Here is a 15458-nt window from a genome sequence, read left to right on the forward strand (position 1 = left end):
AGCCTCTAACATTTATTGTTTAGAGGCTTTTTTGTTGCAGTGTCACTTTTCAGTAAAAGGTTTGGCTTTTTGTTAACGATTCGCTGAAGAGTCCCGAATAACAGGCTCTGGGGTAAACACCATTGATTTCTGTTCTACAGTTGCTTTGCTATTTGCAATAAGCAACTCAGTTGCTACCTTGGCAATTTTAACATTGGGCTGATGCACAGTGGTGAGTTTTGGCCAAGTTTGGCGAGAGAAAGGGCTATCCTCGAAGCCAACGATTGAAAGGTCTTTAGGTATATCTAACCCAGCTAACCTTGCCGCAAACAAGGCTCCTGCAGCGATTTCATCGTTACATGCGACAATTGCAGTGGGGCGCTTAGATAAGTTAATTAATTTATTTGCACCTTCCACGCCAGATTCAAAAGAATACTGCCCGTCTAATATCCAGTCATTAACGACAGATAATTGGTTTTGAGTTAATGCGTCCTTAAAGCCTGTTAGACGTTCCTTGGTTGATTCATGGTGCTGATCACCACTAAGAAACCCTATGTCTGAATGCCCAATATCAATAAGGTGCTGGGTGATTTCTAGTGCGCCATGCTTATCATTAACTAAGACAGTTAAGCCGTTTTCTGATTCAGTGTTTTCACCTGCAATAATACGGACATAATTAGCATCAATTTTATCTAATGCAGCAAGGATTTTTGGATCTTCAGACATAGGTGGTGTCAGGACTAGGCCAGATAAACGTGAATGCTTGACCATTTGGGTGAGCTCTTCACAAATATCTATAGATTTTGCATCACAAGGGTGGATGAGCAGTTCATAACCTTTATCTTGGCAAGCTGACAAAATACCTTTCTGCATATCAATGACATAGTAAGCATTGGGATTATCATAGATAAAACCAATGACATATGATTTTGTACTCGCTAAATTTCTAGCAGCTAGATTAGGTTGGTAGTTGAGTTCGCTAATTGCAGCGTTAACTTTATCAATTGTTGCCTGTCTTACAGATGACTCTTTGTTGGTCACTCGTGAAACAGTTTTGATCGAAACGCCTGCATGCTTGGCGACATCATTGATGGTTACTTTCATTATAATTTTGCTCTTTGATTCAGGCGACTAACTTAGCAGATATTTATCTCTATTTGATGACATTTATCCCCCAATAAATTGTGATCAAAGCGTCTATTAGATGAAATCAGATAAGTTGAATATGCCTAATAGTGCTTATTTTTGACGAAATAGGCAATGGCCGATTGTCTTTCTGGTTGGATGAGTACCTTTAGAAAAATAAATGTAGCAAAAATGATGCAGGAAACGTTTTTTATAAACCACTGATTTTCTTAATTTATGTGAAAAATGTAATACTAGTCATTACTGTTTTTTGAACAGAAATATCGCGCTTAAGTTATTTTGTTGTGGCAAGCCTGTTAATAATTGTGTAATGTTTGTTCTAGACATGACAGCGTTGTCATTCCAGTTGGAATGGTTATGTATCCAAAAACGATAATAAAGTTATGGAAGGGAAATGAAGATGCGACCTATTAATTTTAAGAAAAATGTTTTAGCAACTAACATTGCTATCTTACTTGGCAGTATGGTTTCAGTTGGTGCTTTAGCAGCCGATGCTGAAACTGCAGATGAAAACATCGAAAAAATTGAAGTTAAAGGCATGCGTGCCTCGATGAAGGCTTCAGTTAATGATAAACGTTTTTCTAACGCTGTAGTTGATGCCGTTACTGCTGAAGATATTGGTAAATTTCCTGATGGTGACGTGGGTGAGTCATTAGGACGTATACCTGGTGTTGCGGTTAGTCGTCAGTTTGGTCAAGGGCAAGGTGTTTCAATTCGTGGCGCTTCAAGCAGCTTGACTCGTACCTTATTAAATGGCCATTCAGTTGCTTCAACTGGTTGGTTTGACCAACAGTCTATTGACAGAAGCTTTAACTACAGTTTATTACCATCAGAAATGGTGGGTGGTATTGAGGTGTACAAATCGTCTCAGGCTGATTTACCTGAAGGCGGTATCGGTGGCACAGTCATCGTTAAAACGCGTAAACCATTAGATTTAGATGCAAACTCTGTATTCGTTAGTGCTAAAGCAGACTACGGAAGTGTTTCTGAAGAGACTGATCCTGAGTTGTCAGGCTTATATAGCTGGAAAAATGAGAACGAGAACTTTGGTTTCCTACTTTCAGCGGCAGTATCAGAAACAAGTTATCAACGTAATGGCATTGAGTCATTAGTTGGTTGGGGCGATATTGTTCCTACTACATTTGAACAAGACCGTGAACGAACAGCAATTAACGGTGCATTACAATATAGCCCAACAGATAACTTAAATTTTGGTCTAGATTTCATGAGTCTGGATATGAAAGCAAATAATGCCAATACGTCATTATTTGTTATGTTCCCAGATGATAAAGATGAAGCTTGTGAACAGCGTAATTCTTTAGGAACTTGTACTTTCTATCGTCGTGATGGCAATGGCGCAAATCCGGGTTGGGCACAAACTTGGGCTCGTCAAGCTAGCATGGACTCAAATACTTATGATTTTAATTTCGATTATGAAAATGATAACTTCAAAGTAGAAGGTCGTGTTGGTAATACTAAATCTGAAGGTGGTACAGAATTAACCTCTAACTACGGTTTCTGGTTAGGTACAGCTGCAGATTATGCCGGTACATATGATGCCACTGGTGAAGTCATTAATATTGATGTCGCTAATAAAAACTTCACCGCTGAAGACTTTGGCGGTCAATTGTCTCCTGCAGGTTGGGCGCTTAAAAAGCAACCAAACTCTGATGAAGAAACATACGCACAAGTCGACTTTACAATACCAACAGATTTAGGTGCAATCACCGCATTCAAAACGGGTATTCGTTATGCAGACCATGATGTTAGCATGCTGACTTTACCTGCTAATGTTAGATCTGATATCACTGCAAAAGATGCATCTGCTTACTACAGCGGTCAAATCTCGTCGGGTGCTGGTTATACCTTACCTAAGCCTAATATGGATGCCATGCTAAAGGATGCAAAAGCAGCTATTGATGGTTTCTCAACTGAAGGTCCAGTATATAAGTCAGGTTACGGTACCATCAACGAAGAAAACTTATCTTTATATTTAATGGCTAATTTTGAAGCTGACGGCATGCGTGGTAACTTCGGTTTACGTTATATCTCGACTGATGCAACTTCTGATTACTTTGCATTACAAGCTGATGGTTCATATGCTGATAATTTAAGTACAGCAGATGCAAGCTACAGCGATGTACTACCAAGTGTGAACATTGCCTTTGACGTTGCACCAGACGTTATTATTCGTACTTCTGCATCGCAGGTGATTTCACGTCCTAATTATGCTGATATGTTTGCTTCATCTTCTTTAGTGGGTTATCAAGATGGCACAGCAGGTAACGAAGTAGTCAATACTGGTAATATTGCTCTTGAGCCATTTAAAGCCACTCAAGCAGATTTAGGTGTTGAATGGTACTTTAGTCCTGATGGATTAATGAGTGCAGCATACTTCATTAAAGATGTTAGCTCGTTTGTTACTTCTGAACAAAAGTTAGATGAAAGCATCGGCATTACTGACCCTGATTCAGGCGAAGATAGTTGGACTGTATCGAGTAAGAAAAATGGTACAGGTGGTCAAATCCAAGGTATCGAGTTGCAAATCCAAGACGGTTTCGATAACGGTTTCGGTTACTCTGCGAACTATACTTTTGCAGATTCAGATGCTTCTGCTGAGAACTATCCTGATGAAGTGAGTGTTTTCTCAGACTCTTCAAAGCACACTGTTAACTTAGTGGGTTATTACGAGATGGAAGACTTCTCTGCACGTGTTGCTTACAACTGGCGTAGTGAATACATGATGCGTGAATTACCAGGTTTCTACGGTAACCGTGAACATCAAGATTTTGGCACACTTGACTTAAGTGCAAATTACAACATCACAGAATACTTAGGTATCACTTTTGAAGTTGTAAATTTACTCGAAGAAGACAGTGTTCAATTAGGTGTTGCGCCTGATGATGCTGAAGTTAAACCTGAACTTAAAGGTGGATACCCTGCATGGAGCTTCGAAGGTGAAGCACGTTACAAAGTGGGTTTAAACTTACGCTTCTAAACACTATTTAGTATTGATAAGTTGATAAAAAGCCTAGCTAATTGCTAGGCTTTTTAATGTAAGATGCTAAATAAACTAATAATAAAAATGAAAGCTAACAATTTGAGGTCGATATGATTGAGGTCGATAAGGTCAATAAAGAAGTACAGCGTATTGTCATTATTGGTGGCGGCACAGCTGGGTGGCTAGCGGCTAACCATATTGGCAAAGCGGCTCAATTACTGCCTAATGTTACCGTGACACTAATCGAGTCTCCTGATATTCCAACCATTGGTGTAGGAGAGGGGACTGTTCCAGCGATTAAGCAATCTCTGCAAAGCTTTGGCATTCGTGAAACAGACTTTATTCGAGACTGTGATGTAAGTTTTAAGCAATCTATCAAATTCTGCAATTGGTTAGATAAAACCAAGCACGGAGAGAATAATAGTTATCATCACTTATTTGATGTGCCAAGCCCGTTAGGGGCTGATTTAACGCCACAGTGGCTTCATCAGCAAGCAACTCATTCAAACTCATCAACGTCCTATTCGCAAAATGTTTCCCCGCAACATTATATCTGTGAAGCGTTAAAAGCGCCGAAATTAATCACTACGCCAGAGTATGGCGGTAAAGTCAGTTACGCTTATCATCTTAATGCTGCTAAATTTGCCAAATTACTCGCCAGTAATGCAACCAGTAAATTGGGGGTTCAGCATCTACAAGCAAATGTGCTTGATGCTGATATTGATGATGAAGGCAATCTGACTCAACTTAAAACCGATAAGCTTGGAGAATTGGCATTTGATTTTTTTATCGACTGTAGCGGTTTTGAGTCGATTCTATTAACTAAAAAGCTTCAAGTTCCGTTTGTCGATAAGTCTAAACAATTATTTGTTAATAAGGCTATTGTCGCTCAGGTTCCTATCACTGAAGAGTATGCTATTCCTCCTTATACTATTGCCACAGCTCACCAAGCTGGTTGGGTGTGGGATATTGCTTTACCTGAGCGCCGTGGTACTGGGTTTGTTTACTCAGATAATCACATGACATCTTCAGAAGCTGAACAAAAGTTTGATCGTTACCTTGGTGGTAAGTTAGCTAGCTTAGCTTCGAGGGAAATTCCGATGAAGGTAGGGTATAGAGAAAAGTTTTGGTTTAAAAACTGTGTGGCATTAGGCCTTGCGCAAGGTTTTTTAGAGCCCATAGAGGCGACTTCTATACTGCTTACTGATTTTGCAGCAGGTTATCTTGCTAAACGTTTACCGCAGACCATGGCGCAAATGCCAGCATTATCTGAACGTTTCAATAACACCATGACGTATGCATGGGAGCGAGTCGTTGAATTTGCCAAGCTGCATTATTGTATTTCTGATAGAACTGACTCTGACTTTTGGATTGATAACCGCCATCCAGAGTCTATTCCTGAGCCATTAAAGCACAAAATGGCGCTATGGCAGAATTACAGCCCTCTTACTGATGATTTATTTTCCCGTTTCGAAGTATTCAACATCGATAATTACCTTTACGTGCTTTATGGGATGAAATATCAAACTAAAGCCGCTAATTTATCGGAGTCATATCATCACATAGCACAGCAACAAATAGCTCAGATTGAAAAGATCGGTAAAGGCTTAGCTGCTGAATTGCCAGAGCATAGAGCATTATTAAATAAAATTAAGCAATTTGGCTTGAAAACAATCTAATACACCCCAATAAAACTAGTAAGCTGGTGGTACTTTATTTCTCAATACGGTAACGTTAGCAACAGATAAATGATAGTGAATGGTTCACATAGGCATTCACTAAGTCGCTATTCATGCAGCATCATTTAAAAATTGTGGAATTACATTTTAATCTGCAAGCGAAATTGTAATACGGAAAATTAAACTAAAAGGGATTTGAATCCCAATTTATATTTTTATTGATTAGAAGCGCCTGAAGGAGCCAAGATGTCTAACCAAATTACGTTACTTGAACATGCAAAGCACGGTGATTTAAAAATCACTCCAACAAGCTATAACCATGTTGCAGATCAGCATATTGTTCCAGTAACTTTGCACGAAATTGGTCGTGCAGCAACTGAATACCCGATTGTATTCGTAAAAAATAGTGACAATGGTGAGTTTCAAGCTGTTGCTATGCTAGGCCTTAAGCCTGGTCAGAATTTAAGTGTTAAAGATGGCAAATGGCAAGGGCTTTATATCCCGGCTGTCGTGCGTGACTATCCACTTGGTTTAGTATTAAACCCTGATGTAAAAGATAAAGTTTGGATTGGTATTCGCGAAGAAGCAGCTGAAGTAAGTAAAACTGAAGGCCAAGCATTATTCGAAGGTGAGAAAGAAACTGAATACCTAGAAAACCGCAAGAAAGCACTAATTGCTCATTTTGAACAAGATCAAGCCAGCCGTAACATCTTAGGTTTCTTAGCCGAAAAAGAATTACTGACTACTCAAACGCTTACAGTTGATGTAGCGGGTGAGAAGCGTAACATCAATGGTCTATATTTAATTGATGAAGCTAAGCTTAACGAATTATCTGATGAAGATTATTTAGAGCTTAGAAAACGTGGTTTATTAGGTCCTATTTATGGCCACCTTTCATCATTGAACCAAGTTAATCGTTTGGCACGTACAGAGATTATGTCTAAAGCATAATCTTGGGGGGACTGATAGCCCCTTAAGGCCGACTCAAGTAAACTTGATGGTCAAATAAAGGCATTATTCGCATGGTATAAATTACCTTATCGCGATTAATGCCTTTTTTATTGTCGCTAATTTTAAGATTAACCTCTGGTATACATCACTTTTCTTAACATGGTTCAGTTTATTTTAAGAATGGCGGAATGGTTAACTGTCTGTTTTATAGCGTAAATAATTAACATTGTTAATTATCTGTGGCTAAAGATTAAAAAAGTGTAGAAATCCAAAACATTATTCTGTAGATTATAAATGACAGCGTTGTCATGGCTTGTGTGATTCGTTGTTTTAAGGTCCGCATGGGTAAGGAAGAGGTCTTTTATCCATGTCATTGATTGTGCTTCGGTCGGGCGAGGCACAATTGATTTTATACTTTTAGTCTCTCCCCAGAAACGAGTATAAGCTGGGTTCATCCTATGGTTCCCAGCTATTTTTTTGTCTTTTTTATTCAAAATCTTTATACCAGCTTGTTTATTCTGATAAAAAATAAAGAGATAGTTAAAAGTCATTTTTTACCACTAATTTCAAATACACTGAACTGTTAGCGTTAGTAATAACAAGGAATAAACTGAGGAACATATGAATAAGACTATCATCGCATCAGCATTATTATTGTCGTTAGGGGTTGCTGGTTGTCAGCATTCATCTTCAGAAAATCAAGCCCAAGTTAAGATAGACTCAAGCTCAGAGAGTCAACCATCGTTGAAAACTGAAAGTACAACTCATAGTTGGACTCAAGCTGCGCTTAATCAATTCGCTGAGCAACTGAATGTGACTTATCGTATGGTGAGCAATGTCCCGCAAGAAGCCTGCGCAGAAGATCAGCAAGATCAACGTTGCTTTATTGCTGAAATAGATTTTACTAGCGCTCAGAATATTTCAGATAGAAATTGGTCAATTTTTTACAGCCAAATGCGCCCAGTTCAGCAAGTGTTAAACCCCGAGTTTGAGATTAAGCGAGTACAAGGTGATTTACACCAAATTACACCAACCAAAAATTTTACTGGTTTTAAAGCTGGTGAGACTAAAACGCTCAACTTTAGAGGTGAGTTATGGCAGTTATCTGAAACCGATCCTATGCCTAACTACTACATTGTTGTCGAAGGCTTAACACCTGCAGTCATTGATAGCACTAAAGTGACCATCGATACTGAAACAGGAATGGAGCAGCGTCCATATGTTGAAGCTTTCACTGATGCTAAAAGACAATATCGCCGCACTGAAAAAGATCAGCTTGTTTGGGCGAAAGCTGAAGTATTATTTGATGCAAACCAAAATATATCGTTTAGTCACGCTCTAGCTGAAAACCGAATAATTCCTACTCCAGATAGTATTTCTGTCACCTCATCAGACAAAGTGGTTGATTTAACAAAAGGGATTAATGTTAGTTATAATCAAGTAAACCCTGAAGCGGTTGCAGCGGCTCTGGCAAGATTATCCCGCATAGGGGTTGCATCAAATAACAGTGGTTTAGCATTACAGTTAGTCACTGATTCACAAATTAGAGTTGGTGGGAGCTATCAGCTTGAACTAGCAGCGGATGAAATTACCATAACTGCTGCAGATGAAGCAGGATTCTCTTACGGTATCGCATCGATTGCGGCGTTAATTACACCAGATGAGTTGTCACTCAATGCCCTACAAATAAAAGACAGCCCGCGTTATGACTTTCGTGGCATGCATGTGGATGTCGCTCGAAACTTCCATAGCAAACAAATGATCTTAGATTTAATCGACCAAATGGCTGCTTATAAGCTCAATAAATTGCATTTACATATGGCTGATGATGAAGGTTGGCGTTTAGAAATTGACGGATTACCAGAATTAACAGATATCGGTAGTAAACGTTGTCATGATTTAACCGAAACAACCTGTCTTATCCCACAGTTAGGTAGTGGCCCTTTTGCTGATAGTAAAGTTAACGGTTATTACAGTAAAGCCGACTATATTGAAATACTACAATATGCCACAGCCCGTCAGGTCGAAGTGATTCCATCAATGGATATGCCTGGGCATTCTCGAGCGGCAATAAAGTCTATGGATGCACGATATCGCCAATTTATGGCAGCAGGAAATGAAGTTGCTGCTAATGAATATTTATTGTCAGACGCTGAGGATAAAACCGTTTATTCATCAGTACAATATTACAGTGACAATACATTGAATGTTTGTATGGAGTCGACATTCCATTTTGTAGATAAAGTGATTAGCGAAATAGCAAAGCTGCATCAGCAAGCAAACCATACGCTACATCGTTACCATATCGGCGCAGATGAAACCGCTGGGGCATGGAAGCAATCACCACAGTGTTTGGCATTTGTTGCAAGTAATGACAGAGGCGTGTCTTCGGTTGATGATTTAGGCGCATACTTTATTGAGCGATTATCAAACTCGATTGCAGCCAAAGGTATTGAACCTGCTGGGTGGAGCGATGGCATGAGCCATACTAACCCTTCAAATATGCCAGCTAAAAGTCAAAGTAATGTTTGGGATGTAATATCTCATGATGGCTATAAGCGTGCCCATAAACAGGCAAATCTTGGCTGGGATGCGGTGCTTTCAAATCCTGAAGTACTTTATTTTGACTTCCCTTATGAAGCAGACCCAAAAGAGCACGGTTATTATTGGGCAGGTCGAGCACTAAATAGCCAAAAGATTTTCAGCTTTATGCCAGATAATTTACCAGCTAATGCTGAGCAGTGGCAGGACATCGAAGGCAATGATTTCGTTGCAGATGATAGGGTTAAAAAGGATGACAAGGGTAACTTAATATCTGGCCCTTTAGAGAAAGGAAAAGGCTTTAGCGGCATACAAGGTCAAATTTGGAGTGAAACCATACGTAGTGATGATGTTGCTGAATATATGATGTACCCAAGAGTATTAATGCTAGCAGAGAAAGCTTGGCATAAGGCTAAATGGGAAGTGCCTTATCAATATAATGGCGTTTTATACGATGCTAACTCAGGTTTCTTTACGGCGGAATTACGCAATAAACAACAGCGACAATGGAATGAGCTGGCCAATACACTTGGACAGAAAGAATTAGCCAAGCTGGATATAGCCAATATTGCTTATCGATTACCAACAGTGGGTGCAAAGATTATTAACGGTAAGCTACATGCCAACGTTGCTTTTCCTGGTTTGCAGATTGAATATCGCGATGACAATGCAGTCTGGACTCGCTATGAGCAGCCTATTGAAGTGTCTGGCACAGTTGAGGTTCGTTCAGTCGCACCAGATGGAAACAGAAAAGGCAGAAGTTTGAGCTTATAAATAGATAACGTATTAATAAACTCAGTTTGATAGGTAAAGCAAAAATTCTAATTAAACAGCTGAATCTATTCAAAAACAATATTAGGCGTTAAACACTATGTTAACGCCTTTTTTATATTCAAAATAACAATGAAATTCATATTTAGATATTTATTTTAAGCTTAGTATTCATTTTAAAACAATACGTTAGTGATTGTTTGTAAGTGATTTGATCAAGATGTCTAAAAATTAAATGACAACGCTGTCATTTTTGGTGTAACATAAAGTTAACTTATTCAATAAGCCAGCAATAGCGTGAGTTTTATTCGAATATCAACGTTATTTTAAAGTTCATTATCACGGCTTAAATAGAAGAGATAAGAGGGATGTCATGGGCGTTAATATGCAATCTGAATCACAGCTTTTTATTGGCATCGACGGCGGTGGCAGTAAATGCCGCGCTACAATTTTTTGTCCCAACAAAGGTGTTCTCGGAACGGGAGTCGCAGGACGAGCCAATCCATTGCATGGCTTAGAGCAAACTTTTGAATCTATTCTTGCTTCGACTGAACTGGCTATCGCAGACGCCAAACTCACCTCTGAAGATGTTAACTCCTTGATTGCTGGTCTTGGACTTGCTGGGGTAAATGTTCCGCGTTTATTTAAATTAGTGACTCAATGGCAGCACCCATTCGCAAAAATGTACCTTACCACTGATTTACATACTGCCTGTATCGGCGCCCATGAAGGTAACGATGGTGCAGTGATTATCACAGGTACCGGCTCTTGCGGGTATGCTCATGTAGGTGAACAAAGTTTGTTAATTGGTGGGCATGGTTTTGCGTTGGGTGATAAAGGCAGCGGAGCATGGCTAGGTCAGCAAGCAGCTGAGCATGTGTTATTGAATCTTGATGGCTTTGCCCAAGACACAGGCTTAACTCAGCCTATTTTAAATCATTTTAATGTGTCAGATGCGATGGGGATTGTAGAAAACCTAGCGGGTCAGTCTTCTAGTACTTATGCCAAGTTAGCACGAATTGTATTACAGCAAGCAGAGCAGGGCGACGAAGTAGCGACATTAATTGTAAAACAAGGCGCTCAATATATTAGTGATATGGCTCGTAAACTATTTGCAATTAACCCTACTCGTTTTTCGATGATCGGTGGCTTAGCTGAGCCTTTATGTAAATGGCTAGACGAAGATGTCGCTGCCCGGGTTGAGCTTGCTATGTCTCCACCGGAAATCGGTGCCATTTTGTTTGCTCAGCAAGAGTTTGCCAAACAGCTTTCTCAATAACAATTTGCGCAATAATCATTGAAGTAAGCACAACTGATTAAGTAAAAAAGCCTCTATAAAAGGTTTGTTTGCTAAAAGAAACGTTTAAATACTAATTAATCAGGAAGGGTTTCGTCGAGTCGCACTTGGAAAACCTAACTCAACTATTTTATCCAAACATCAGTGAGTTGCAATTTTGCATCTTAACTAACAACATTTAATAGGGTTAAACCGATGACAGATACAATTATGGAGCTAGAAGCTCGCTCTGCACCACAAAAAATTGCTGAACAACTTGCTGCTAATGCAGGTTTAACAAAAGAGCTGGGTGAAAAGCTACGAGCTTTTAAGCCTAAGTTTGTGATGATTGTTGGCCGTGGTTCTTCAGATCATGCAGGTGTTTTTGCCAAGTATTTGTTTGAGATTGAAGTGGGCATTCCTACTTTTGCTGCTGCACCGTCAGTTGCCAGTGTATATGGTAAGTCATTACAACTTGAAGGTGGTTTAGTCATTGTTATTTCTCAATCAGGTCGTAGCCCTGATATTTTAGCGCAAGCGAGAATGGCTAAAAATGCAGGTGCATTTTGTGTTGCACTTGTGAATGATGAAACTGCGCCAATTAAAGATATCGTCGATGTGGTATTGCCACTTCGTGCAGGAGAAGAAAAAGCAGTTGCTGCTACCAAAAGTTATTTAGCAACCCTCTCTGCTATTGTGCAATTAACAGCAGAGTGGACACAAAGTGAATCACTTGCAACTGCAGTAGACTCTATGCCTAAAGCATTACAAGTTGCTGTAGATTCAGCGCCTCAATTAACACCAGAGTCATTAGAGGGTGTTAACAACCTAGTGGTACTAGGTCGTGGTTTAGGTTATGCGGTAACTAAAGAAATTGCGTTAAAAATGAAAGAGGTGTGCTCTATTCATGCCGAGTCTTTCAGCAGCGCAGAGTTTTTACATGGCCCAGTAACATTAGTTGAGAAAAAGCTCGCTATTGTTGATGCCTGCATTAATGATGAGTCTTATGAAAGTCATATCGAACAAATTGAAAATGTGAAGCAGCGTGGTGCAGATTTAGTTCATTTAAATCAAACATCAACTGAGATCCATCCACGTGTTGCCCCATTAGCGCTATTACAACGTTTTTATATCGATGTTGCGGCAGTTGCGGTTGCACGTGGTATTGACCCAGATCAGCCTGAAGGGCTTAAAAAGGTCACTCAAACTTTGTAATTGATAAAAAAATCAGATATTTAAAAAGACAGTTAAACAAAATATATAAAGCCTTAAAGAGACACATTATGAAGCAAACTCTGATTGTAGATAAATATTTTGATGGCGAGCAATTCATGCCTCGAGCTGCAATAACAGTCGATAATGGCGTGATTTCAGCTATCAACCTAATAGCCGAAAAAGGCTTGGATCTTCAATTGGTAGACAAGTATGAGCTTGAAAACGTGACTCATTTACAAGGTACATTAGTGCCAGGCTTTGTTGATGTGCAAGTTAATGGCGGTGGCGGGGCATTATTCAATGCTCAGCCAACGTTAAATTGTATTAAAACCATAGGTGCAGCGCATTCACGCTTTGGTACCACAGGTTTTTTACCTACTCTTATTACCGATCAAGTTGAAGTTATGGCTCAGGCTGCTGACGCAGTAGCAGAAGCCATCGCATCAAAAACTGCTGGCGTTTTAGGAATACACTTTGAGGGCCCGCATTTAAGTGTGCCCAAAAAAGGTGTCCACCCTCAGTCATTTATTCGCAGTATTTCAGATGAAGAACTCAGCATATTTTCTCGTAAAGATTTAGGCATTAAAGTCGTAACGTTAGCACCAGAAAACGTATCAGCTGAGGTCATTAAAACCTTAGTCGCTAATGACGTTAAGGTTTGCTTAGGTCATTCAAATGCCGATTACGCTACGGTTGTTGCAGCATTAGAAGCTGGGGCTGACGGATTTACTCATTTATTTAATGCAATGTCAGGTTTCGGTTCAAGAGAGCCTGGCATGGTGGGGGCGGCATTAGAAAGTGAACAAGCTTGGTGCGGATTAATTGTAGATGGTCATCATGTTCACAGCGCTACAGCAAAAGTAGCAATTAAAGCCAAGCCACAAGGCAAAGTCATGCTAGTAACCGATGCCATGCCTCCAGTCGGTATGGATGATAATGCCAGTTTCGAATTGTTTGGTACTGAAGTTATCAGGCAAGGTGATAGGCTGAATGCAAAATCGGGTGAGCTTGCTGGATGCGTATTGGACATGGTTGGCGCAGTTAATAACAGTGTCAGTATGTTAGGTTTAAGCCATGAAGAGGCGTTAAGAATGGCATCATTGTATCCTGCTCAATATCTGGATAAGCAGAATTTAGGAACAATTACAGTCGGTCAACAAGCCGATTTTGTTTTGCTAAATAATAAAAATACAGTAAGCCAAACGTATATCAATGGCGAGTTAGTCTTTTCAGAGACATCCGACTCACAGCAAGAGGCTTAACAGGATGTCCAATGAAGCATCAAATGCTGTTGGTATGTCTGGCAGCACCTCTAAGATTACTGCAAGAGAATCAAAACCGATTAAGAAACGTCTTATGTCTCTAGATGCACTTCGTGGTTTTGATATGTTTTGGATATTGGGTGGTGAAGGACTGTTTGTAGCACTACTGCTTTTAACTGGTTGGAGTGGATGGCAGTGGTTTGATGGTCAAATGCATCACAGTCAATGGCATGGCTTTACTTTCTACGATGTTATTTTTCCGTTATTCATCTTTTTATCGGGTGTTGCCCTAGGCTTATCACCGAAAAGGTTAGATAAGCTACCTTTAGCTCAGCGCATGCCTCTTTATCGTCACGCTATAAAGCGCTTAGGGTTATTGATTATTTTAGGTGTGCTTTATAACCACGGTTGGGGCACAGGCGCTCCTGTTGACCCTGAACAAGTAAGGTATGCAAGTGTATTAGCAAGAATTGGTTTTGCTTGGTTTATTGGTGCAATGCTGGTTTGGCACACAAGCATGCGAACTCAAATTATTAGCGCCATAACAATATTAATCGGTTATGGATTGCTGCAATTATATGTGCCATTTCCTAATGGTCAGGCTGGGCAGTTTACTCAGGCTGGAAGTATTAATGCATATATCGATACTTTATTGCTTCCTGGTATTTCATACCAAAACCGTCCATTAGACCCTGAAGGTATTTTATCAACCATACCAGCAGTGGTTAATGGCTTAATAGGCGTATTTGTTGGGCAATATTTAGTAAAAGAGCAGGCCGCTATAAGTAAGTTTTCTGGTGAATGGGTTAAGGTCATTTCTCTAGTGTTATTTGGTGCTTTATTTTTAGCTTTAGGCTGGCAGGTGGATGTAGTCATTCCTGTTAATAAAGATTTATGGACCAGTAGCTTTGTTTTAGTCACCTCAGGCTGGAGCATAATTTTACTAGCTGTCTTTTATAGCCTAGTTGACGTGCTTAAATGGCAAAGATGGTCATTTGTTTTTGTGGTGATAGGTACTAATGCCATCATTATATATCTTGCATCTAGCTTGATGAATTGGCATTACTTTGCGCAAAGTTTATTTGGCGGGGCAGTCAATGCCGCTCCCCAGAGTTGGCAGCAATTACTTGCTGTTATTAGTTTACTAGCTGTGCAATGGTTAGCATTGTTGTGGCTATATCAACGTAAAATATTTATTAGAATTTAGGACCTGTTGTTCTTTGCTGGTTAAGTTTCGTTCGAAATGAAAGCGTTTTAATTGAGACGGATGGATTGATGCCTAGTCATCTAAGCACCTCTTTATTCACAAAGACTCATCCAACAAAGAGTCAAACGCTTTTAGTCGAACCCTTTGGGCAGAGTTTGTTAGCGATTTTTACTGCATTATCGACTTTTTATGTAGGTGTAACTACACCACAAAGTCTCTGCCTTGTATAAGTGGCCAACAACTCTGTGCTAAAACAAACTTGAAAGAACAACAGATCCTAGTTTACCGATTGACCGCGTAGTTTTAAGTGTTTGGCTTGATGGAAGTTTTTAAAGCCTGATTTTTCACTTGTTATGGTTGTACCAGTTAATGGAATGACAGCGTTGTCTTTGGGGTGTTTATGTTTTAACATGAATCGCGTAATTACTAT

10 protein-coding genes are annotated in these 15458 nt (G+C 39.7%); 8 read left to right on the forward strand and 2 right to left on the reverse strand.

The window, feature by feature from the left end:
• Window positions 1–72: 72 nt before the first annotated feature.
• Window positions 73–1083, reverse strand: a complete 1011-nt coding sequence (locus QPX86_RS06710; RefSeq protein ID WP_285164692.1) for a LacI family DNA-binding transcriptional regulator — start codon at window positions 1081–1083, stop codon at window positions 73–75.
• 442 nt (window positions 1084–1525) lie between these two features.
• On the opposite strand from QPX86_RS06710, the gene QPX86_RS06715 reads away from it, so the two are divergent.
• The 8 genes from QPX86_RS06715 to nagX all read left to right on the forward strand — a co-directional run bounded on the left by QPX86_RS06715 (window position 1526) and on the right by nagX (window position 15028).
• The gene (locus tag QPX86_RS06715) at window positions 1526–4123 is read left to right on the forward strand and encodes a TonB-dependent receptor (protein ID WP_220753556.1); all 2598 of its coding nucleotides are present in this window, start codon (window positions 1526–1528) and stop codon (window positions 4121–4123) included.
• Window positions 4124–4236: 113 nt separating this feature from the next.
• Window positions 4237–5805, forward strand: a complete 1569-nt coding sequence (locus tag QPX86_RS06720) for a tryptophan halogenase family protein (protein ID WP_285164693.1) — start codon at window positions 4237–4239, stop codon at window positions 5803–5805.
• Between the two features lie 246 nt (window positions 5806–6051).
• Complete coding sequence (locus tag QPX86_RS06725; protein ID WP_220753554.1) at window positions 6052–6756, forward strand: SapC family protein; 705 nt, start codon at window positions 6052–6054, stop codon at window positions 6754–6756.
• Window positions 6757–7377: 621 nt separating this feature from the next.
• On the forward strand, window positions 7378–10071 hold the full coding sequence (locus QPX86_RS06730) for a family 20 glycosylhydrolase (protein WP_285164694.1): 2694 nt from the start codon (window positions 7378–7380) through the stop codon (window positions 10069–10071).
• 370 nt (window positions 10072–10441) lie between these two features.
• Entirely contained in the window at window positions 10442–11347 is a 906-nt protein-coding gene (nagK, locus tag QPX86_RS06735; protein WP_407696621.1) for an N-acetylglucosamine kinase, read from the forward strand.
• A gap of 213 nt (window positions 11348–11560) precedes the next feature.
• On the forward strand, window positions 11561–12559 hold the full coding sequence (nagB-II, locus tag QPX86_RS06740) for a glucosamine-6-phosphate deaminase NagB-II (RefSeq protein WP_285164696.1): 999 nt from the start codon (window positions 11561–11563) through the stop codon (window positions 12557–12559).
• Between the two features lie 68 nt (window positions 12560–12627).
• The gene (gene nagA / locus QPX86_RS06745) at window positions 12628–13821 is read left to right on the forward strand and encodes an N-acetylglucosamine-6-phosphate deacetylase (protein WP_285164697.1); all 1194 of its coding nucleotides are present in this window, start codon (window positions 12628–12630) and stop codon (window positions 13819–13821) included.
• A gap of 34 nt (window positions 13822–13855) precedes the next feature.
• Entirely contained in the window at window positions 13856–15028 is a 1173-nt protein-coding gene (nagX, locus tag QPX86_RS06750; protein WP_285165145.1) for a transmembrane glucosamine N-acetyltransferase NagX, read from the forward strand.
• A gap of 277 nt (window positions 15029–15305) precedes the next feature.
• Here nagX and QPX86_RS06755 read toward each other — a convergent pair whose 3' ends face one another.
• Window positions 15306–15440 carry a hypothetical protein gene (locus QPX86_RS06755; protein WP_259651295.1) on the reverse strand — a complete coding sequence of 45 codons (135 nt, stop codon included), beginning with the start codon at window positions 15438–15440 and terminating at the stop codon, window positions 15306–15308.
• Window positions 15441–15458: the final 18 nt, after the last annotated feature.

Origin of the sequence: Shewanella goraebulensis (assembly GCF_030252245.1) — a bacterium.
Taxonomy (GTDB): domain Bacteria; phylum Pseudomonadota; class Gammaproteobacteria; order Enterobacterales; family Shewanellaceae; genus Shewanella; species Shewanella goraebulensis.

Excerpts from the sequence above, each read along its gene's own strand:
- QPX86_RS06755 (WP_259651295.1), bottom strand. The coding sequence starts at position 15,440 with ATGTTAAAACATAAACACCCCAAAGACAACGCTGTCATTCCATTAACT.
- QPX86_RS06720 (WP_285164693.1), top strand. The coding sequence starts at position 4,237 with ATGATTGAGGTCGATAAGGTCAATAAAGAAGTACAGCGTATTGTCATT.
- nagK (WP_407696621.1), top strand. The coding sequence starts at position 10,442 with ATGGGCGTTAATATGCAATCTGAATCACAGCTTTTTATTGGCATCGAC.
- QPX86_RS06730 (WP_285164694.1), top strand. The coding sequence starts at position 7,378 with ATGAATAAGACTATCATCGCATCAGCATTATTATTGTCGTTAGGGGTT.
- nagA (WP_285164697.1), top strand. The coding sequence starts at position 12,628 with ATGAAGCAAACTCTGATTGTAGATAAATATTTTGATGGCGAGCAATTC.
- QPX86_RS06710 (WP_285164692.1), bottom strand. The coding sequence starts at position 1,083 with ATGAAAGTAACCATCAATGATGTCGCCAAGCATGCAGGCGTTTCGATC.
- nagB-II (WP_285164696.1), top strand. The coding sequence starts at position 11,561 with ATGACAGATACAATTATGGAGCTAGAAGCTCGCTCTGCACCACAAAAA.
- nagX (WP_285165145.1), top strand. The coding sequence starts at position 13,856 with ATGTCTGGCAGCACCTCTAAGATTACTGCAAGAGAATCAAAACCGATT.
- QPX86_RS06715 (WP_220753556.1), top strand. The coding sequence starts at position 1,526 with ATGCGACCTATTAATTTTAAGAAAAATGTTTTAGCAACTAACATTGCT.
- QPX86_RS06725 (WP_220753554.1), top strand. The coding sequence starts at position 6,052 with ATGTCTAACCAAATTACGTTACTTGAACATGCAAAGCACGGTGATTTA.